At 63.3% G+C, this 18,842-nt stretch carries 17 protein-coding genes; 9 read left to right on the top strand and 8 right to left on the bottom strand.

What is annotated here, in order from left to right; genetic code table 11:
* Positions 1 to 13: 13 nt before the first annotated feature.
* A complete protein-coding gene (locus Q9451_RS13855) occupies positions 14 to 904 on the bottom strand; it encodes a LysR substrate-binding domain-containing protein (protein ID WP_012272940.1) in 891 nt (296 codons plus the stop codon).
* 150 nt (positions 905 to 1,054) lie between these two features.
* Between Q9451_RS13855 and Q9451_RS13860 the strand changes: the two genes are divergently transcribed.
* A complete protein-coding gene (locus Q9451_RS13860; RefSeq protein WP_041166741.1) occupies positions 1,055 to 2,074 on the top strand; it encodes an LLM class oxidoreductase in 1,020 nt (339 codons plus the stop codon).
* 35 nt (positions 2,075 to 2,109) lie between these two features.
* Here Q9451_RS13860 and Q9451_RS13865 read toward each other — a convergent pair whose 3' ends face one another.
* From Q9451_RS13865 to catA, 5 genes are all read right to left on the bottom strand, one after another.
* The gene (locus Q9451_RS13865; protein ID WP_012272938.1) at positions 2,110 to 4,560 is read right to left on the bottom strand and encodes a TonB-dependent receptor; all 2,451 of its coding nucleotides are present in this window, start codon (positions 4,558 to 4,560) and stop codon (positions 2,110 to 2,112) included.
* Between the two features lie 84 nt (positions 4,561 to 4,644).
* Positions 4,645 to 5,598 carry a FecR domain-containing protein gene (locus Q9451_RS13870; protein WP_012272937.1) on the bottom strand — a complete coding sequence of 318 codons (954 nt, stop codon included), beginning with the start codon at positions 5,596 to 5,598 and terminating at the stop codon, positions 4,645 to 4,647.
* On the bottom strand, positions 5,595 to 6,125 hold the full coding sequence (locus Q9451_RS13875) for a sigma-70 family RNA polymerase sigma factor (protein ID WP_012272936.1): 531 nt from the start codon (positions 6,123 to 6,125) through the stop codon (positions 5,595 to 5,597). Before Q9451_RS13875 ends, Q9451_RS13870 begins: the two co-directional genes overlap by 4 nt.
* Before the next feature lie 97 nt (positions 6,126 to 6,222).
* Positions 6,223 to 8,994, bottom strand: a complete 2,772-nt coding sequence (locus tag Q9451_RS13880) for an amino acid adenylation domain-containing protein (protein WP_345960955.1) — start codon at positions 8,992 to 8,994, stop codon at positions 6,223 to 6,225.
* Between the two features lie 249 nt (positions 8,995 to 9,243).
* Entirely contained in the window at positions 9,244 to 10,149 is a 906-nt protein-coding gene (gene catA, locus Q9451_RS13885) for a catechol 1,2-dioxygenase (protein WP_012272934.1), read from the bottom strand.
* Between catA and Q9451_RS13890 the strand changes: the two genes are divergently transcribed.
* Positions 10,148 to 10,285, top strand: a complete 138-nt coding sequence (locus Q9451_RS13890) for a hypothetical protein (protein ID WP_155769223.1) — start codon at positions 10,148 to 10,150, stop codon at positions 10,283 to 10,285. The genes catA and Q9451_RS13890 overlap by 2 nt on opposite strands.
* A 31-nt stretch (positions 10,286 to 10,316) precedes the next feature.
* Here Q9451_RS13890 and Q9451_RS13895 read toward each other — a convergent pair whose 3' ends face one another.
* Positions 10,317 to 12,005, bottom strand: a complete 1,689-nt coding sequence (locus tag Q9451_RS13895) for a sigma-54-dependent Fis family transcriptional regulator (protein WP_345960956.1) — start codon at positions 12,003 to 12,005, stop codon at positions 10,317 to 10,319.
* A 375-nt stretch (positions 12,006 to 12,380) separates the two neighbouring features.
* Between Q9451_RS13895 and Q9451_RS13900 the strand changes: the two genes are divergently transcribed.
* The 7 genes from Q9451_RS13900 (at position 12,381) to Q9451_RS13930 (ending at position 17,976) form a co-directional block, all read left to right on the top strand.
* Positions 12,381 to 12,638 carry a phenol hydroxylase subunit gene (locus tag Q9451_RS13900; RefSeq protein ID WP_012272932.1) on the top strand — a complete coding sequence of 86 codons (258 nt, stop codon included), beginning with the start codon at positions 12,381 to 12,383 and terminating at the stop codon, positions 12,636 to 12,638.
* Positions 12,639 to 12,693: 55 nt separating this feature from the next.
* Positions 12,694 to 13,689: an aromatic/alkene monooxygenase hydroxylase subunit beta gene (locus Q9451_RS13905; protein ID WP_012272931.1), complete on the top strand. Its 996-nt coding sequence runs from the start codon at positions 12,694 to 12,696 to the stop codon at positions 13,687 to 13,689.
* Complete coding sequence (locus Q9451_RS13910; RefSeq protein ID WP_012272930.1) at positions 13,686 to 13,955, top strand: MmoB/DmpM family protein; 270 nt, start codon at positions 13,686 to 13,688, stop codon at positions 13,953 to 13,955. Before Q9451_RS13905 ends, Q9451_RS13910 begins: the two co-directional genes overlap by 4 nt.
* 32 nt (positions 13,956 to 13,987) lie before the next feature.
* Positions 13,988 to 15,502: an aromatic/alkene/methane monooxygenase hydroxylase/oxygenase subunit alpha gene (locus tag Q9451_RS13915; RefSeq protein WP_012272929.1), complete on the top strand. Its 1,515-nt coding sequence runs from the start codon at positions 13,988 to 13,990 to the stop codon at positions 15,500 to 15,502.
* Between the two features lie 65 nt (positions 15,503 to 15,567).
* Complete coding sequence (locus Q9451_RS13920) at positions 15,568 to 15,927, top strand: phenol hydroxylase subunit P4 (protein ID WP_012272928.1); 360 nt, start codon at positions 15,568 to 15,570, stop codon at positions 15,925 to 15,927.
* 11 nt (positions 15,928 to 15,938) lie between these two features.
* Positions 15,939 to 17,000 (top strand): phenol 2-monooxygenase domain-containing protein, encoded by a 1,062-nt coding sequence (locus Q9451_RS13925; RefSeq protein WP_012272927.1) that lies wholly within the window; start codon positions 15,939 to 15,941, stop codon positions 16,998 to 17,000.
* A gap of 76 nt (positions 17,001 to 17,076) precedes the next feature.
* Positions 17,077 to 17,976: a transporter gene (locus Q9451_RS13930; protein WP_012272926.1), complete on the top strand. Its 900-nt coding sequence runs from the start codon at positions 17,077 to 17,079 to the stop codon at positions 17,974 to 17,976.
* Between the two features lie 152 nt (positions 17,977 to 18,128).
* Here Q9451_RS13930 and Q9451_RS13935 read toward each other — a convergent pair whose 3' ends face one another.
* Positions 18,129 to 18,827, bottom strand: coding sequence for a pirin family protein (locus Q9451_RS13935; protein ID WP_012272925.1), 699 nt, complete (start codon positions 18,825 to 18,827; stop codon positions 18,129 to 18,131).
* Between the last annotated feature and the right edge of the window lie 15 nt (positions 18,828 to 18,842).

Genomic DNA, 18,842 nt, shown 5'->3' on the forward strand with positions numbered 1-18,842 from the left:
GTGCAATTCGCCCTCACCATTTGCCCAGTGCCTGGTCTGTGACCCAGTCTATGAACGCCCGCACCTGCGGGCGTTTCAGTGCTTGCTGGTGGGCCACGGCATAGTAGGCGAACCGCGCCGGCCATGGCCTGTCCACCGCTACCACCAGCCTGCCGCTGCGCAGGTCTTCTTGCGCGTGGTGGTCCTGCACCAGCGCAATACCTTGCCCAGCCAGCGCGGCACGCAACAGCAGCAGGTCTTCATCGAAGCTCGGGCCGCGGCTGCAGCGGCCATCCACGGTGCAACCATGCGCCTGCAGCCACAAGGGCCAGTCGGCACGTTCGCCATCTTGCAGCAACGGATAATACAGGCAGTCCGCGGGGGCTTCGATCGCTGGCCCGCTGGCCAGCAGCGCAGGGCTTGCCACCGGCAACAGCACAGGTGCCATCAGGGCGATGCTCTGCAGCCCAGGGTAATGCCCCAGGCCATGACGCAGCGCCACATCGACGCGGTCGCGTTGCAAGTCCACCAGCTTCGCTGACGCCTCTACCCGCACCTCGATGTCCGGGTGGCGGGCATTGAAATCGCCCAGGCGCGGTACCAGCCAGGTCGCGGCGAAGGCAGGCACGGTGCTGACGGTCAGGGTGGGCGTGCGGGCCACGGTTTGCAGTTCGGCCAAGGCGCTTTCGATCTGCCCGAAGCCGCGTGACAAGCCCGGATACAGCGTGGTGCCGGCGTCGGTCAGTTGCACGCCCTGTCGGGTGCGTACCAGCAGCGTGACGCCCAGGCGCTCCTCGAGCAGGCGTATCTGCTGGCTAATCGCGCCCGGCGTCACCCCCATATGCTCGGCGGCGGCTTTCAAGGTGCCAAGACGTGCTGTTTCGGTGAACGCGCGCAAGGCAAGCAAGGGCAAGACGGCGCCCATGGGCTGCTCCTGTGTTTAGAAAATCTAAAGTTATATGGCAGAACATATCGTTTCTTATTCCAACCAGTGGTGAATAGGATAACGCTCGGATCAACTGCCAAACATTAGTTTTTCTGAGGGATTGATAGAATGTCCGTTTACGATCCGACGTTGTCGGCTGTTACTCGCGGCGCCGATGCCAGCGCGTTTGCCAGCCACCCCGGTTACTGCCGTATGTTCGCCCCCCAGCGGCTGACGCTGGGCGTGTTCCTGCCATTGCGCGCCTACCAGGGCGACATGCGTGTATTGCTGGGCCAGGCTGAACAGGTGCGGGCCATTGACCGGCTGGGCTTCGCTGCCGTGTGGGTGCGCGACGTGCCATTGTTCGACCCATCGTTCGGTGATGCTGGGCAGGTGTTCGACCCATTCGCCTACCTGGCCTTCCTGGCCGCTCAGACCCAACGCGTAGCACTGGCCACCGGTAGTGCCATTTTCACCTTGCGTCACCCCATCGACCTGGCAAAAGCAGCGGCGACACTGGACTGCCTGTCGGGCGGGCGGCTGGTGCTGGGTATTGCCTCGGGTGACCGCGCCGTTGAGTTCCCCGCTTATGGCCTGGCCCATGAAGCGCGCGGCGAGCGTTTTGCCCTGGCGGTGGACTATGTGCGCCGATTGCTGGCGGGGCACACGTCGATCGACTCGCCTCTGGGGTTGGTGCGCGATGCCCAGCTGTTGCCCAGGCCGCTGAGTGGGCGTATTCCGTTGGTGGTTACCGGCTGTTCGCAACAAAGCCTGGAGTGGCTGGGCGAGTATGCCGACGGCTGGCTGAGCTACCCGGACGCCACCCACGATGCCATGGGGCGCACGCGCCTGGCCGAGAAGGTCCGCGCCTGGCGTGCCGCAATCCCTGGCGGCGGCTTCCGCCCGCACATGACCAACGAGTGGATTGACCTGGTCGATGACCCGCATTTTCCACGCACACCCGTGCAGGGCGGCTACGTGTTGAAAACCGGGCGTCAGGGGCTGATCGACTTGCTAGGCGAGTGGCAGGCGGCAGGGGTCAACCATGCCGCGCTGGGCATTCACAAGGCGCAACGGCCTGTGGCAGACATCCTCCAGGAGCTGGCGCAAGAGGTGCTACCGCTATTCCCCAGCCTGCCGGGGCCGCAGCCAATGTGTCAGGACTGGTAGATGCCCGGCGGGCTGGGCGCTGAGTCGCAGACCGGTTAGAAATCCCAGCGGGTGGTGACCATCAGGTTGCGTGGTTCGCCATAGTAGGTCGTATCGAAGTTGCCCAGCCCGGTCAGGTAGACCTTGTCGAACACGTTGTTGGCGTTGACCGTAAAACTCAGGTGCTCGTTGTACTGGTAGCGGGCCATCAAGTCGACCAGGGTGTAGCCGCCTTGCTTGATGCGGGTGTAGTCATTGGCGACCGGGCTGTAGATGTTGCCATAGAAGCCGCTTTGCCACCTCAGCCCGCCGCCTACGGTCACCGGATCGAGTACACCAGGCAGGCGGTAGGTATTGAATAGCCGCACTACGTGTTCAGGCTTGGTGGTTGCCAACGGGAAACCGAATATCCGCTGGTCGTCGGCATCGCGGGTACGGGCATAGGTATAGCCGGCGGTGATGTTCCAGCCGGGCGCCAGTTCGCCGGCCAGTTCCAGTTCGACACCTTTGGTGGTTGCACCGTCGATAGCTTTGTAGATGCCTTCGTTGGTTACCGGGTTGGTGCCGACGTTGGAGGCGACGTTGTCTTGCTCGATGCGGAAGAACGCCAGGGTGCCGTTCAGCCGGCCATCGAACCAGGCGGCCTTGAAACCTGCTTCATAACCATCGCCTTCCACCGGTGCCAAGGTCGCGCCGTTGATGTCCTTGTACACTTGTGGCTGGTAAATGGAGGTGTAGCTGGCATAGGCCGAGTAGGTGTCGTCCAGGTCATAGACCACGCCCGCGTAGGGGGTGACCACACCGTGTTCCTTGTAGCTCGCGTGGGTGTCGCTCAGCGAAGACGTTGGGTAATAGTCTTCATCATCGTTGTACTTGAAGGTGCTGACGCGGGTGCCGAGGATGACCGAAAGCTTGTCGGTCGGCCGCAGGCGGGTGGCCACATAGGCGCCGTTCTGGCTTTGCGTGGTGGTGTAGTCGCCGTTTTTCGGGAAGTGCTGCTCGGGCAGTTTGCCGTTCCAGTCGAAGATGGAACCGGGCACCTTCTCGAATGCGCTGCCGTCGTAGGTATCACCGGTCTGCCGCGAATGCGAGGTCATGAAGCCTGCCACCAGGTCATGCTCGCGGCCGAACAGGGTGAACGGCCCGGATACATTCAAGTCTGCGGTGTTTTGCACGCGGTGGCCTTCCCAGCGCCCCCAATACAGGAACATCCCTTCGCCGGTGACCGGGTCCGGGTTGCCGCCGCTGGCAGAAGCCAGGCGTGTGTCGTGATCGCTGATCATGTGGTTGAGGCTGAATTTGACCTTCCAGTCATTGACCAGGGCCTGCTCCAGCGAGCTGAAGTAGGTGGTGGACTGGAAGTCGCGACGGCTCCAGTCGGCTGCCGGGTTGTGTGCGCGCGAAAAGTCGGTGCGGCTGCCGTCGGAGAAGTACGTCGGGTTGCCGGTCCAGGACGACCCGCGCGGGGTAGTGGCCTGGTTGTCGATGCCGAATGTCAGCAGCGTGTCGGGTGTCAGGTCGGCTTCGACAATGCCGTAGTAGACGTCCTTTTTCTGCTTGTAGTGGTCCAGGTACGACTTGCGGTCCTGGTAGGCACCCACCAGGCGGCCGCGCACGCTACCGCTGTCGTTGAGCGAACCGGAAATGTCACCTTCGGTACGGTAGTTGTCCCAGGAGCCGGCGCTGGCGGTGATCGACGCCTTGAAGTGGTGAGTGGGCTTCTTGCGCACCAGGTTGACCGTGGCAGATGGGTCGCCAGAGCCGGTCATCAGGCCGGTCGCGCCCTTGATGACTTCGATACGGTCATAGGCGGCCATGTCGACATGGGTTACGCCCTCGTCGTAGACCCCGTCATAGATGGTGTTGATGCCATCGTACTGGTAATTGGTGATGGCAAAGCCGCGTGCGGAGTACTCCATGCGTTCGCTGTCATAAGCCTGGACTGACACCCCAGGCGTGTTGCGCAGCACGTCGCCGATGTCTTGCGAGCCGTGGTCGTCCATGACCTGGCGAGTGATCACGCTGACCGACTGCGGTGTCTCACGCAGGGTCAGTGGCAGCTTGGTTGCAGTGGTAGAACCACCGGTGGTGTACGCACCGGTACCCTCGGTGACGTTACCCAGCCCCAGGGCATCGACGCGGCTGGGTGCCAACTCCACCACATCGCCCTCGCCGGTGTTCAACAGCAGCGAATAGCGCCCGTCACTTTCCTGTATGGCTTGCAACCCGGTACCGCCCAGCAGCATTCGCAAGGCCTGCTCTACGCCATAGCGCCCGTCGAGTGCCGGCGAACGTTTACCGCGCGTCAAGTGCGTGTCGAACGACAGCACGATGCCGGACTGCGCAGCGAACTGAGTCAGTGTTTCGCCTAAGTCACCCTGCGGCAGGTGGTAATCATGGGCTTGGCTGGCACAGGCGGCGCCGGGCCCACCGAGCAGGGCAGCCAGCATCAGGCAGGTGCGCAGGCCTGGCGCAGTGAAAGGCCTGGGGTTGAAGCGGCGGGTCATGTTTGCGTTTCTCATGTAGGTAAGTGTCGGGTTACCTATGAGTCGGATAAGCCGCAGCAAAGTGATCAGGTAGGGCGAGTTTATTTACACCGCCGTGACCGTTACCCAGTAGCGTGTGCGCGCTTGCACCTGCACCGGCAGGGACGTGGCCAGTGCCCGCAGAATCTGGTCGGTATCACTCAGCTTGTAGGTGCCGCTGATGCGTAGGCCTGCCACCGACTGCGCGCAGCGCAGCCAGCCCGGGCGGTAGCGTGAAAGGTTGGCGATGAACGTGTCCAGGCGCTGATCGTTGGCAATCAGCAAACCCTGGCCCCAGGCATCAGCTGCCAGCGCGACAGCTTCCACCGAGGAGAAGCCCTGTTCGTTGAACTGGCAACGCTGGCCGCTCGCTAGCTGAAGGGTTTGGCCCGAAGCCAGCTTCACCTGTGCCTGCTGGGCGAACACCTCAAGGCTGCTGCTGTCTTCGAACAGCCGCACGGCAAAGCGGCTTTCGCCGGCCTCGATGGTGCCGTTACGGGTAACGACTTTGCAGGTCTGGCGTGCCGGCACCGTTACCATCAACTCACCTTGGCGCAGGCGCAGCCACGGCGCTTCGCGCAGGTCACCTACATCCGCTGCCGAGGCAGTGTTGAGGACCACCGCAGTGCCATTGTTCAGCAGTAGCGAACGCTGTTCGCCTACGCCGGTACGCACGTCTGCCAGCCACGCAGACTGCTTCACCTCCCGGTAGCCACCCAGGCTCAGAGCACCGCCGCCCAGAAGCACCAAGCCGGCCTTGACCACCCGCCGCCGGCTGGCGTGCCGGCCGTGTGCCGCCAGCGCCAGCACGCGTGCCGAAGCGGGGTTTTCGCTTGCTGCCATGCGCGTTTGCAGCCGCTCGGCCTGCTGCCAGGCCCAGCTATTGACGGGTGTCGCATTCAGCCACAGCTGCCAGGCTGAATAGTCACTGGCCTGCACGTCACCGCTGTTGAGCTGGCTGAACCAGTGCGCAGCCTGGCGCAACGAAGCCCGCTGCTCGGCATCCAGGTGCACGCTCACAGGCCTAGGCCAAGGCTGTAGATCATGCAGTGCTCGGCCGCTTTGGCAACGTAACGGCGCACACTGACTTCGGAAATGCCCAGCTGCGCGGCGATTTGCTTGTAGGGCATGCCATCGATCTGCGAAAGTAGAAATGCCTCGCGCACCTTGGGCCCGAGCGAGGCCAGCATGGCGTCGAGTTCGAACAGGGTTTGCAGCAGGGCCAGGCGTTGCTCGGGGGAGATGTCCAGTGCTTCGGGTTGCTCGGCGAGCACCTGCAGCCAGGCCCGTTCCAGGTGCACGCGGCGCAGGTGGTCGATCATCAGACGGCGTGCGATGGTTGCCAGGTAACCTTTGGGTTCGCGCACGGCTTCGAGTTTTACCGCAGCGTCGGCGGCAGACATGACGCGCACGAACACATCCTGAACGAGGTCTGCGGCCAGGTGGCTGCAGTTGACTCGCGGTTTAAGCCAGTTATGCAGCCATTTGCTCTGGGCCCGGTATAGCTGGCTGACTTGAGAAGTGAACGCTACGTCCGGGGTGCTCATCCATGCCGCCTGAAAATGCTTGCAAATGTTAATGGTTCGCATTTTAGGCAGAGTGTTTCAGGCTTTGCAATCACTGCTCCTGTGCCGGCAAGTCAGCTCAGGCTGAGGTGGCGCGCTCGGCAGGGTCTGCTCCGCGCGCCGGGTTGTGCTTGTTTCTGCGGGTAAACAGCAGACGTATCAGGGTATTCCAGCAATAGGCCACCAGCACCCCACCAGCGAGTGCCAGGGCCACCTCGAACAGCGGGTGCCTGGACACATGGTCCGCCACGGACTGGAACTGGAAATGCGTCAGGTAGATAAACAAGGTTGAAGAGGCGATCACGGCGCCTGCCCGGGCAACCAGGGCCGGGACCGGCACCGAGCGAAACCAGATCAGCGCCAGCATCGCCGGCAGGGCGATGTCGACATAGCGCGTGAACGCTTCCCAGCCAACACCGGCCACCGCCATCAGGTCCAGCTCGCCGACCACCAGCACGGCTACTGCGCTGGCCACCCATTTACGCGCGGTGGTGTCGGCGTGGTGCACGGCCATGCCCAGCACCATCACCGCCAGAAAGTGCTGCGGTACCCGGTGGAGCAGGGCACTGGCGTCGAATACGAACTGGTTGATGAGCACATCCAGCGCCACCAGCGCACAGGCCGAGATGATCAGGCAGCGGAACGGGTCGGCCACGACGACCCGGCGCACGCGCCTGATCGACAGCAGCAGGCCAATGATCACGATCATCTGCACCAGCACTTCGATGTACCAGTAGTTGAACAGGCTGACCTCGCTGGCCGGGAACCAGTTGGACACCAGCAGCAGCGATTGCCAGTGCAACCGGTCGAACACCAGCTGGATCAGTGCTGTGTACAACAGCGTCGGCACCACGATGGCTGCCAACGACCTGAGCAGCGTGCGTGCATCACCACGTGCTTCGATGGCCTTGAGCTGAAAGCGTGCCAGGCTGATGCCGGAAACCAGGAACAATACCGAGGTTTCACCGACGATCAGCCAGTGGTCGAATTCGCTCAGGTGGCCAACCACAATCAGGATGATGGCGAGCATGCGCACGAACACCGGCATTTCCATCACCCGCCACGCGCCCTTGGGCGGCGCACTCAGCTCGGCCAGTTGGCACACTGGCAGGGTTTCCCAGCGCTCTGGCAGGTGGCCGATCAGCGCTTCCAACACCCGCGAGGCCTGCACGAAAGATATCGAGTCGCCGCCCAGTTCGACAAAGCTCAACCTGGCGTCCAGGCGCGGCACCTGGAGAATGTGTGCCCAGGCCGTGCTGAGCTTTTCGGCCAGCGGGGACAGCGCTTGGTTGGCACCGTCGTCGAAGGGGGCGGGCAGGGCGCGTTTGTCGACCTTGCCGTTGGGCGTGAGCGGCAGGGCATCCAGGAACACGAACAGCGCCGGCACCATATAGTCCGGCAACTGGCCGGCGAGCGCCTGGCGCAGCTCGTCAGCCCGGGTAGCCTGCTGTGCGACGCAATAGGCAACCAGGCGGGTCGCCCCGCCATCCTGGTTGGCCACCAGCACGCATTGCCCGATGTGCGGTTGACGGGTGATGGCGTTCTCGATTTCCGCCAGCTCGATGCGATGGCCGCGGATTTTCACCTGGCTGTCACCGCGCCCCAGAAAACTGGCGCTGCCATCGGCCAGGTAGGTGCCCAGGTCACCGGTGCGATAACAGCGGTCGCTTGCACTGCCGGTGAACGGGTTGGCGATGAACTTGGCCTCGGTCAGTGCCGGGTCGTTCCAGTAGCCCAGCGACAGGTACGGGCTGCGGATCAGGATTTCGCCGGTTTCACCTTCGCTGACCAACTGGTTGGCCGGGTTGACCACCAGCAACTGCGCATCGGCAATGCCTTTGCCCAAGGGTACGCGGGCATCGACCGCCTCCGGTTCGAGGGTATGGAAAGCCATGGCTTGCGGGGTTTCGGTGGTGCCGTAGAAGTTCACATTGACGGCATTCGGTGCGATGGCGCGCACCTGCTGGTACTGCGCCGGGCTGAGCGCATCACCGCCCCAGAACAGGTAGCGCAGTTGGCCGAGCACCTGGCTATTCATGTGTGCGCCGGTTTCGATCAGCTTGCCCAGTGGTGGGGTGAGGTGGATCACGCTCACGCCGTGCTGGTGAATCCAGCTGGCCAGCCGTGAGGGGTCGGTCAAGGTCGACTGGGCCGGGCAGGCGAGGGTCGCGCCGATCGACAGTGGCGTGAACACGTCGCGGTACACCGGATCATGACCCAGGCCGGAAAGCAGCGAGAAGGTGTCAGCTTGGGTGAAGCCATGCTGTTGCACATGCCAGTCGATGAAGTGCACCAACGGCGCGTGGTGGGTGACGATGCCCTTGGGCTCGCCGGTGCTGCCCGAGGTGAAGGTGATGTAGGCCGGTTGCTCGGGGCTGACAGCGGGCAGCGCGACAGGTTGGCGAGGGAAGGCTTGCTGTGCTGCAGTGGGGGCTTCTGGCACCGCAGCGACAATGAACTGGCCGGCGTCCACGGTTGCCTCGCCGCAGCGCAGGACCACGGCAGGCTTCAGGGTGCTGACGATTTGCTTGATGCGCACGGCGGGGTAGGCGGCGTCGGCCACGGTGAAGGCCAGGCCGGCGCGCAGGCAGCCGAGCATGGCGTACACCAGCGCAGCGCTTCGGCTGGCGACGATGACCACACGATCGGCGCCGCTGGCAGCGTTTTCTACCAAAAATGCGGCAATGCCCTGACTGATCTGCTCCAGTTGGGTGTAGCTGCAGGTGGTGTGCTGGGCAATGATGGCAGTGGCATCCGGGCAGCGGCTGGCTTGCTTGAGAAAAGCCTGATGAATCGGCTGCTCGGCACGGTACTCCAGGCGCAGCGTCGGGTTCGGGCGCAGGTCCGGCATGATGGGTGAAGGCTCCGCATGAACGTTGGGGCTGGCTGGTAGCACAACGCTAGTGCAGGGTGGCCGATGGCGCCAATGATTGGAGGCTGCCTTGCGATAGCCGGGTTGGCACGACACTGATTTCGCAGCCAGTCCGAGTGCCCTGTGGGAGCGGGATTACCCGCGAAGAATCCAACGCGGTGCCTGGCACCGGCTGTGCCGGTGTTCGCGGGTAAACCCGCTCCCACAGAGTGGACTGCCCCTGCTAAATCAATCGGTACTTGTTTGCAAAGCCCGAGGCCGCTGGCTGCGCTGTTCATCATCGGCGCTGGCCGCCGCCTGCAGGCAAAAATCGAACACCACCCGCGCCACTCCGTCCGCAAGCTGTTCAACCTCACCCACCAGCCCGTCACGGGTGGCATGGGCAAAGTCATCCCACAAATATTCGTCCCCCGCCAGGTTGATCTGCGTGGTCAGGTGCCGATACCCCGGTGCGCTGATGAAAAAGTGGATATGCGCGGGCCGCTGGCCATGGCGGCCCAACTGGTCCAGGCAGGCTTGGGTCGGCCCGTCGGCCGGGCAGCCATAGCCGCTGGGTACGATGCTGCGGGCGCGATAGCGGCCCTGGGCATCCGTGCGGATACGCCGGCGCAGGTTGTACTCGGCCTGGCTGGTGTCGAAGTAGGAGTACAGCCCCTGGGTATTGGCGTGCCACACATCGACGATGGCCCCGGCCAGCGGTTTGCCGTGCACGTCCAGCACCTGGCCTTCGAGCAGCATTGGCTGGCCCAGGTCGTGGCCATCGTCCAGCCGAGCTTCGCCTTCGCACAGCGGCGCGCCAGCCACGTACAACGGGCCTTCGATGGTGCGCGGTGTACCGCCGGCATAGCCGGCCTGGCGATCGCGGGCATCGCTGAGCAGGTCGAGGAAGTGCTCCAGGCCAAGCCCCGCCATCAGCAGGCCCGCTTCGTTGCGCCCGCCCAGGCGATTGAGGTAGTCCACCGCTAGCCAGAATTCGTCGTCGCTGATCGCCAGGTCTTCGATCAGCCTGGCGCTGTCCTGCAGGATGCGCAGCACGACCTGCTTCAGGCGTGGGTTGCCCTGGTCGTTGCCAATGCCTGCGGCCTTGGCGAAAAAGGCCTGCACGTCGGGGGAATGGGATATCGCTACAGTCATGGTTGCCTCACCGGTCGTTGTTGTTATTGCGGTGCAAAGGCTTGAGCAAATGCAATGCCAGGTTGGTAACACGCTGAAATCAGGCAGTTTTGTTGTTCTGGCGGGGGTGAAAGCGGGCGCAGGCTCGATCATTTGATCAACCTGCGCCAGTGTCATTGCGCAAATGCTCAAGGCTTGTCGGGGGCTTTCTTCAGCCGATAGGCAAGGGCAGGGCGGGTTACGCCGAACAGGCGCGCGGCTTCAGAAACATTCTGCCCGCAGCGCTGCATGGCTTCCTGCATCAGCGCGTCTTCGACGGCATCCAGGCCAGTACCGCTGTCGAGAATCTGCGCCACCCAGCCAGGCGCAGCCTGGTCACTGGCCGCGACCAGCCGGCCATCGCTACCCAGGCCGATGCTGTCGATAGCCGGCGGCTCATGCGGGAACAGCGCGTCCAGGCCGATGCTCTGGTTCTCGTCGGTGATGATCACGCCGCGCTCCATCAGGTTTTCCAGCTCGCGGATGTTGCCTGGCCAGTCGTATTGCAAGCACACCTGCAGCGCTCGGTCGCTCAGGCCACGGGTTTTCTTGCCGTAGCTTTGGTGCAGGCGGCCGAGAAAGTGCTCGATCAGCAGCGGGATGTCTTCGCGGCGCTCACGCAGCGCCGGGATGTGCACCGGGAACACGTTCAGCCGGTAGAACAGGTCGGCACGGAAACGCCCGTCCTTGACCGCTTGTTCGAGGTTCTCGTGGGTGGCAGCGATCACCCGCACGTCCACCGGCCGCGTACGGCTGTCGCCCACCCGCTCCAGTTCGCCCTCCTGCAGCACGCGCAGCAGGCTGGCCTGGGCTCGCGGGGTTAACTCGACGATCTCGTCCAGGAACAGCGTGCCGCCGTTGGCCCGCTCGAAGCGCCCCATGCGAGCCTGCTGGGCGCCGGTGTAGGCGCCTTTTTCGACGCCGAACAGCTCGGCTTCGATCAGGTCTGGCGGGATGGTCGCGCAGTTCAGTGCGACGAATGCCGCGCCGGCACGCTCACTGCGCAGGTGCAGGCTGCGGGCGATCACTTCCTTGCCCACCCCGGTTTCACCCAGCAGCAATACCGAGGCCTTGCCTGGGGCGACCTTGTCGGTGAGCGCGCAGCAGCGCCGGTAAACCGCCGACTGGCCAATGCCGTAGAACTGCCCTGACTCGTATTGCAGGCGCTGGCGCAGGTTGGCTACCTGCACCTGCAGCGATTGCAGCTCGTCGATTACCGGGTCGCTCTGGAAGTAGCGCAGGAAGGTCTCGGCATCGTCCCATTGCTCCACCGGCTTGCCGATGATGCGGCACTCGCTACCACCGCAGCCACGGCAGCTGACTTCCTTGTACAGCACCTGACGGCCAAGGAAGAACGAGCTGTAGCTGATGGCGTAGCCGAGCAGCATCCAGCACACCGGCTGCTCGGAATGCAGGCCTTCTGACTGGCAGTTTTCCACCTCGAAGGAATCCTGCCACTCGATGTCGGCGTAGAAGTGGCCGTTGTCCAGGTCGATTTCCAGTTGCTGCGGGCGCACCTTGACCATGCCTTTGAGCGAGTGCAACTGCGGGCCGATGAAGAACATTTCCACCGGGTTGCCGTTGGGCCGCAGCTTGCGGGCAAGCTCGGCGTCCTTCAGGCCTGACTGGTAGCCCAGGCGTAGGAAGAAGCCTTTGGCCCGTTCTTCGCCGAGCATTTCGATCAGCTCGCGACGCATGCTGGCCATGGTCGCAGCTTGCACCAGCAGCATGCGTTGTTCGTCCAGCCAGATCTTGCCTTCGGTGCCTTCGAACCGTACCCGCTCGGTCAGGTCTTTCAGCGCCGGTGCAGGTTCAGGCGCCCTGTACTGGGTAATCATTCGCTTGCGCCCCTTGCTTGTAGTTGTATGGGGATTTGGCGTGCACCCGCTCAGGCTGGGCGGGTTTATCGGTCACGCCGAAACGACCTCGGTGTTGCAGGCAAGGCCCGGGTCGCTCTCTTTTCTAAACCGCCTGAAAGCCGCGCAAAAGTCAATCGCTGGCCGCATTGGCCATTTGCTCCATCCGCCTTGGCCCGATTGAGCAAATGATCAAACGAGCAGGCTTCTGTGTGCGGGCAGGGCCACGTCCGGTTAGCGTCAGTAGAAATTAAAATTCATAAAAAACAATGAGTTGAATGAATTTTTATTTGATTTGAAAGTGCCTGGCACAGCCGTTGCTCTAGCCCTTGGCACGTCCAGCCGGAGCACCAGCGCATGACCTCAGCCACCCCTTCTTTCGAACAGATGCCGCGCTACGTCCGCGTACGCAGCGAACCGGATGCGGCCTTTGTCGAGTTCGACTTCGCCATCGGTTACCCGGACCTGTTCGTCGAACTGGTCCTGCCGCGCACTGCCTTCGCCAGCTTCTGCGCCAGCAACCGAGTGCGCCACATGGATGCCGCGATGGCCGCTGCCGTCGATGCCGACATGCAGAAGTGGCGCTATGGCGAAAGCCGCGACGCGGACGAGTGAAGCGCCGCTTGCCGGCGCATTGCATCCCCACAACAACAAGTACAGGACGCCTTGCATGAGTATCGAGATCAAGACGGCCACGGTCGAGCCGATCCGCCAGACCTTCAGCCACACCCGCCGCCGTTTCGGTGACAAGCCGGCCAGCCGTTATCAGGAAGCCAGCTTCGACATCGAAGCCGCCAGCAACTTCCACTACCGCCCGCTGTGGCAGCCCGACAAGCTGCTCAACGACCCCAGCCGCACTGCCGTGCAAATGGCCGACTGGTACGCCGTCAGCGACCCGCGCCAGTATTACTACGGCACCTACGTGCAGGCCCGGGCCCGCATGCAGGAAAACGCCGAGCACAGTTTTGCCTTCTGCGAAAAACGCGAACTGCTGGCCAGCCTGCCTGCCGAAACCCGCGCCCTGATCGCGCGCCTGTTGCTACCGCTGCGCCATGCCGAACTGGGCGCCAACATGAACAACAGTGGCATCGCCGCCGACGCGTTCGGCACCAGCGTCACCCAGATGCACATGTTCCACGCCATGGACCGCTTGGCCATTGCCCAATATCTGTCGCGCATGGGGCTGTTGCTGGAGGACGACGGCCTGGCACTGCTGGCCGAAGCCAAGCAGCGCTGGCTGGACGAGCCAGCCTGGCAAGGGCTACGCCGTTACGTGGAGGACAGCCTGGTGCTGCGCGATTGGTTCGAGCTGAGCCTGGCGCAGAACCTGGTCAGCGATGGCCTGCTGTACCCGCTGTTGTTCGAGCACTTCGACGCGCAATTGGTGGCCGCCGAGGCAGGGCAGCTGGGCATGCTCACCGAGTTCATGCGCCTGTGGTTCGCCGAGAGCCAGCGCTGGGTCGATGCCCTGGTCAAGACCGTGGTTGCCGAAAGCCCGCACAACCGTCAGTTGATCGAGGGCTGGGTCAGCCAATGGCGCGGCCGCGCCGTGCAAGCGCTGCTGCCACTGGCCGAGGCCGGCCCCGGCCGCGACGCGCTGGATGCCTGTGACAGTGCCTTCGGCGCACGCCTGAAAAAACTCGGCCTCAGTGGAGATGCCGCATGACTTCCCTCGTTTATATCGCCTTCCAGGACAACGACAGCGCCCGCTACATCGTCGAGGCCATCACCCAGGACAACCCCCATGCCCAGGTGCAGCACCAGCCGGCGATGATCCGCGTGCAGGCCGAAGGGCGCCTGGAAATTCACCGCGCCACGGTGGAAGACAAGCTTGGCCGTGAATGGGACGTGCAGGAAATGCTGATCGACGTGATCACCCTCGGCGGCAACGTCGAGGAAGACGAAGACTGCTTCGCCCTGCACTGGAATTGATCCGCACAACGACAAGAACGAGGGAGACCACCATGGCCGCCAAGCGCCTCAACCAGAAAGACAAGTACCGCTGCCTGACCCGTGACCTGGGCTGGGAGCCGAGCTACCAGAGCAAGGAAGACATCTACCCCTACGAGCGGTTCGAAGGCATCAAGATCACCGACTGGGACAAGTGGGAAGACCCGTTCCGCCTGACCATGGACGCCTACTGGAAGTACCAGGCCGAAAAAGAAAAGAAGCTGTACGCCATCTTCGATGCCTTTGCCCAGAACAACGGCCACCAGAACATTTCCGACGCCCGTTATGTCAACGCCCTGAAGTTGTTCCTGAGTGGCGTCACACCCCTGGAGTACCAGGCCTATCAGGGCTTTGCCCGGGTTGGCCGGCACTTTGGCGGTGCCGGCGCACGGGTGGCCTGCCAGATGCAGGCCATCGACGAGCTGCGCCACGTGCAGACCCAGGTGCACGCCATGAGCCACTACAACAAGCACTTCAACGGCCTGCATGACTTTGCCCACATGCACGACCGGGTGTGGTTCCTGTCGGTGCCCAAGTCGTTCTTCGAGGATGCCCGCACGGCGGGCCCGTTCGAGTTCCTTACCGCCATTTCGTTCTCGTTCGAGTACGTGCTGACCAACCTGCTGTTCGTGCCATTCATGTCGGGTGCGGCATTCAACGGCGACATGGCCACGGTCACCTTCGGTTTCTCGGCGCAGTCCGATGAAGCCCGGCACATGACCCTGGGCCTGGAGGTGATCAAGTTCCTGCTGGAGCAGCACGAGGACAACGTGCCTATCGTGCAACGCTGGATCGACAAGTGGTTCTGGCGCGGCTACCGGCTGCTGACCTTGGTCGGCATGATGATGGACTACATGCTGCCAAACAAAGTGATGTCCTGGGCCGAAGCCTGGGAGGTGTATTTCGAGGAGGCCGGCGGCGCGCTGTTCAAGGACCTGGAACGCTATGGCATTCGCCCGCCGAAATACGTCGAGCAGACCACCATCGGCAAAGAGCACATCAGCCACCAGGCCTGGTCGATCTTCTACCAGTACAGCCAGGCCACCAACTTCCACACCTGGATCCCTACCGACGAAGAACTGGACTGGCTGTCGGCCAAGTACCCGGACACCTTCGACCGCTACTACCGCCCGCGCTACGAGCATTGGCGCGAATTGCAGGCGCGCGGTGAGCGCTTCTACAACCCGACGCTGCCGATGCTGTGCCAGATCTGCCAGATCCCGCTGGCCTTCACCGAGCCGGATGCGCCGACGCAATTGAGCCACCGTAGCCTGGTGCACGAGGGCGAGCGCTACCACTTCTGCTCCGATGGCTGCTGCGACATCTTCGCCTTCGAGCCGGACAAGTACGTGCAGGCCTGGTTGCCGGTGCACCAGATCCTGCAGGGCAACTGCGGGGGCGGCGATGTCGAGTCGGTGGTGCGCGACTACTACAACATCACCCCCGGCCAGGACAACTTCGAGTACCAGGGCTCGCCCGAACAGCAGCGCTGGCAGGCGCTGCAGGGTGCCGAACGCAAGGTTGTCTGAAGTGCCGATCTGCCAGGGCGCGCTTGTTGCGCCCTGGTTTTCACAAGAACAAGAGGACCAACGCCATGCCCGTGACCGCCATCGGCCGCTACACCGCCCAACCCCTGGACTGCCAGGCCAATTTCCACGGCGCCCAGCTGGTGTACCTGTGCTGGGAAAACCACCTGCTGTTCTGCGCACCGTTCACCTTGCCGGTAGACCCGGCGCTGCCCTTTGCCGCTTTCATCGAGCAGGTGGTGAAGCCGGCCATTGCCCTGCACCCGGACGCTGCACAGGTCGACTTCGCCGCCGCCTGTTGGCGCCTTGACGAGCAGCCGTTCACGCCTGACCTGGCCCGTGGCCTGGCCGCCAACGGTGTTGCCCACAAAAGCCTGCTGCACCTGCACACCCCCGGCCTCGAAGGCCTGGGCGGCAGCCACAACTGAGGAATGCCGCCATGAGCTATCAAGTCACCATCGAACCTACCGGTGAGCAGATCGAAGTGGAGGAGGGCCAGACCATCCTGGAAGCCGCCCTGCGCCAGGGTGTCTGGCTGCCGTTTGCCTGTGGCCACGGCACTTGTGCCACCTGCAAATGCCAGGTGCTGGAAGGCGAAGTCGACCTCGGCGCTGCATCGTCCTTCGCCCTGATGGACATGGAACGCGACGAGGGCAAGGTGCTGGCCTGCTGCGCCATCCCGCAGAGTGACCTGGTGATCGAGGCCGACATCGATGTCGACCCGGACTTCGCCGGCCTGCCGGTGCAGGACTACCGTGCGGTGGTCACCCAGCTGGTGGAACTGTCGCCGACCATTCGCGGCGTGCACCTCAAGCTCGACCGGCCGATGGCCTTCCAGGCCGGGCAGTACGTGAACTTGCAGCTGCCAGGTATCGAAGGCTCCCGTGCGTTTTCCCTGGCCAACCCGCCCCAGCAGGCCGACGAGGTGGAACTGCACGTGCGTCTGGTAGAAGGCGGCGTGGCCACCGGGTACATCCACCAGCAGCTCAAGGTGGGCGATGCGCTGGCGCTGTCGGGCCCTTACGGGCAGTTCTTCGTGCGCGGCTCACAGCCGGGTGACCTGATTTTCATCGCTGGCGGCTCGGGGCTTTCCAGCCCGCAGTCGATGATTCTTGACTTGCTGGCGCGTGGCGATACCCGGCGCATCACACTGTTCCAGGGCGCCCGTACTCGAGCTGAACTGTACAACCGCGAGCTGTTCGAGGCGCTGGCCGAGCGCCATGCCAACTTCAGCTACGTGCCTGCTCTTAGCCAGGCTGCTGAGGACGAGCAGTGGCAAGGTGTGCGCGGCTATGTGCACGACGCGGCCAGGCAGCATTTCGATGGCCGCTTCAACGGTCACAAGGCCTACCTGTGCGGCCCGCCACCCATGATCGATGCGGCCATCACCTGCCTGATGCAAGGCCGCCTGTTCGAACGCGACATCTTCATGGAGCGCTTCTACAGCGCTGCCGATGGTACTGCCGAAGGCCAGCGTTCGGCCCTGTTCAAACGCATCTGAACACCTTCAAGCCCGGCGCCCCGAACGCGGGGGGGCGGCGTGCACCCGACCGATAACAACAACAAAGGTTGACCCGATGAACCCGACCCTAGCGAACCTGCTTCGCCTTGCCGTGTGTGCCTCGTTGTTCGGCGCCGCCAACTTGACCCATGCCACCGAAGGGGGTGGCACCTCGTATCCACTGGGGGCCGAGAACTACATGTCCGGCGCCATGCCGCCACCGGGCTTCTATGGCCAGCTGTTCGTCAACCACTATGAAGCAGACAACCTGCGTGGCAACGACGGGCGCAAACTGCCGGTGGACTTTCGCGTGCGGGCCAACGCCATCGTCCCCCGGCTGATCTGGGTGAGTGACTACACCCTGCTGGGCGGTAGCCTGGCGCTGCATGCCATCGTGCCGCTGGTGGACGTCAAGGTCTCGCTCAATGGCCAGTCACAGCACAACAGTGGCCTGGGTGACGTGATCTTCGGCCCGGCACTGGGCTTTCACCACAGCGACAAGTTCCACAGCATCCTGGCCTTCGACATGATTGCCCCCACCGGCCGCTACGACAAAAACGACCTGGCCAACCCAGGGCGCAACTACTGGGTGTTCGAGCCGGTGTATGCGATGAGCTATGTCGACCCGGCGGGGCTCAACCTGGATGCCAAGGTGATGTACGACTTCAACCGGCGCAACCCAGCCACCGATTACCGCTCGGGGCAGGAATTTCATGTGGATTATGCCGTGGGGTGGGGGCTTGGGAATGGTTGGGTGCTGGGGGTAGGGGGGTACTACTACCGGCAGACGACTGACGACAACCTGGATGGCGAGCGCATCGAAGACAACAAAGGCCGCAGCTTTGCCATCGGGCCGTCGATCAAGTACAGCGGCAAGGATGGCTGGTTCGTGACGGCCAAGTGGTCGAAGGAAACCGAAGTGCGCAACCGCGCCCAAGGCGATGCCTACTGGTTGAAGTTGACCTTGCCCTTCTAAGCCTGCGTGGTCCCTGTAGGAGCGGCCTTGTGTCGCGATCGGGCTGCGCAGCAGCCCCTCGGTTTCTGCCGCGCTGCAGAGCGTGCTGGGGCTGCTGCGCAGCCCGATCGCGACACAAGGCCGCTCCTACAAACAACGCAGGTCGCTGGGCGTCAGGCCACATCCACCAGCACAATCTCGCTGTCTTCGATGGCGGTCACCCGCAGTACTGCTTCCTGCTCGATCGCCACGCCGTCGCGCGCCTTGGCCCGCAACCCGTTGACCTCGACCAGGCCTTTGGCCGGCACCAGGTAACCCCGGCGTGCGGCATCGAAGCGGTATTCGGCGGTTTCACCCGCACGCAAGGTGGCCGCCACCAACCGTGCATCGGTGCGAATCTGCAGGCTGTCTTCATCACCGGCACGGCCGCTGGCCAAGGTCACGAAGCCTTCGCCACGTTCGCCTTTGGGGAACGGCCGGCTACCCCACTGCGGTGCTTCACCGGTGCGCTCCGGCACGATCCAGATCTGGAAAATGCGCGTATCGACGTCTTCCAGGTTGTACTCGCTGTGCACGATACCGGTGCCGGCACTCATCACCTGCACATCACCGGCTTCGGTACGGCCCTTGTTGCCCAGGCTGTCCTGGTGGCTGATCGCGCCTTCACGTACATAGGTGATGATTTCCATGTCGCGGTGCGGATGCGGCGGGAAGCCACTGCCGGCTGCAATCAGGTCGTCGTTCCATACCCGCAGGTTGCCCCAGTGCATGCGTGCCGGGTCGTAGTACTCGGCGAAGGAGAAGTGGTGGTGGGCGTCAAGCCAGCCATGGTTGGCGTGGCCGAGGCTTTCGAAGGGTCGCAGTTGCAGCATGATCGTGCTCCTTGA

Source organism: Pseudomonas sp. NY8896, assembly GCF_039634505.1.

Excerpts from the sequence above, each read along its gene's own strand:
- Q9451_RS13855 (WP_012272940.1), bottom strand. The coding sequence starts at position 904 with ATGGGCGCCGTCTTGCCCTTGCTTGCCTTGCGCGCGTTCACCGAAACA.
- Q9451_RS13890 (WP_155769223.1), top strand. The coding sequence starts at position 10,148 with ATGGTTGCCTCACCGGTCGTTGTTGTTATTGCGGTGCAAAGGCTTGAG.
- Q9451_RS13930 (WP_012272926.1), top strand. The coding sequence starts at position 17,077 with ATGAACCCGACCCTAGCGAACCTGCTTCGCCTTGCCGTGTGTGCCTCG.
- Q9451_RS13910 (WP_012272930.1), top strand. The coding sequence starts at position 13,686 with ATGACTTCCCTCGTTTATATCGCCTTCCAGGACAACGACAGCGCCCGC.
- catA (WP_012272934.1), bottom strand. The coding sequence starts at position 10,149 with ATGACTGTAGCGATATCCCATTCCCCCGACGTGCAGGCCTTTTTCGCC.
- Q9451_RS13895 (WP_345960956.1), bottom strand. The coding sequence starts at position 12,005 with ATGATTACCCAGTACAGGGCGCCTGAACCTGCACCGGCGCTGAAAGAC.
- Q9451_RS13935 (WP_012272925.1), bottom strand. The coding sequence starts at position 18,827 with ATGCTGCAACTGCGACCCTTCGAAAGCCTCGGCCACGCCAACCATGGC.
- Q9451_RS13925 (WP_012272927.1), top strand. The coding sequence starts at position 15,939 with ATGAGCTATCAAGTCACCATCGAACCTACCGGTGAGCAGATCGAAGTG.
- Q9451_RS13905 (WP_012272931.1), top strand. The coding sequence starts at position 12,694 with ATGAGTATCGAGATCAAGACGGCCACGGTCGAGCCGATCCGCCAGACC.
- Q9451_RS13900 (WP_012272932.1), top strand. The coding sequence starts at position 12,381 with ATGACCTCAGCCACCCCTTCTTTCGAACAGATGCCGCGCTACGTCCGC.
- Q9451_RS13865 (WP_012272938.1), bottom strand. The coding sequence starts at position 4,560 with ATGACCCGCCGCTTCAACCCCAGGCCTTTCACTGCGCCAGGCCTGCGC.
- Q9451_RS13875 (WP_012272936.1), bottom strand. The coding sequence starts at position 6,125 with ATGAGCACCCCGGACGTAGCGTTCACTTCTCAAGTCAGCCAGCTATAC.
- Q9451_RS13915 (WP_012272929.1), top strand. The coding sequence starts at position 13,988 with ATGGCCGCCAAGCGCCTCAACCAGAAAGACAAGTACCGCTGCCTGACC.
- Q9451_RS13880 (WP_345960955.1), bottom strand. The coding sequence starts at position 8,994 with ATGCCGGACCTGCGCCCGAACCCGACGCTGCGCCTGGAGTACCGTGCC.
- Q9451_RS13920 (WP_012272928.1), top strand. The coding sequence starts at position 15,568 with ATGCCCGTGACCGCCATCGGCCGCTACACCGCCCAACCCCTGGACTGC.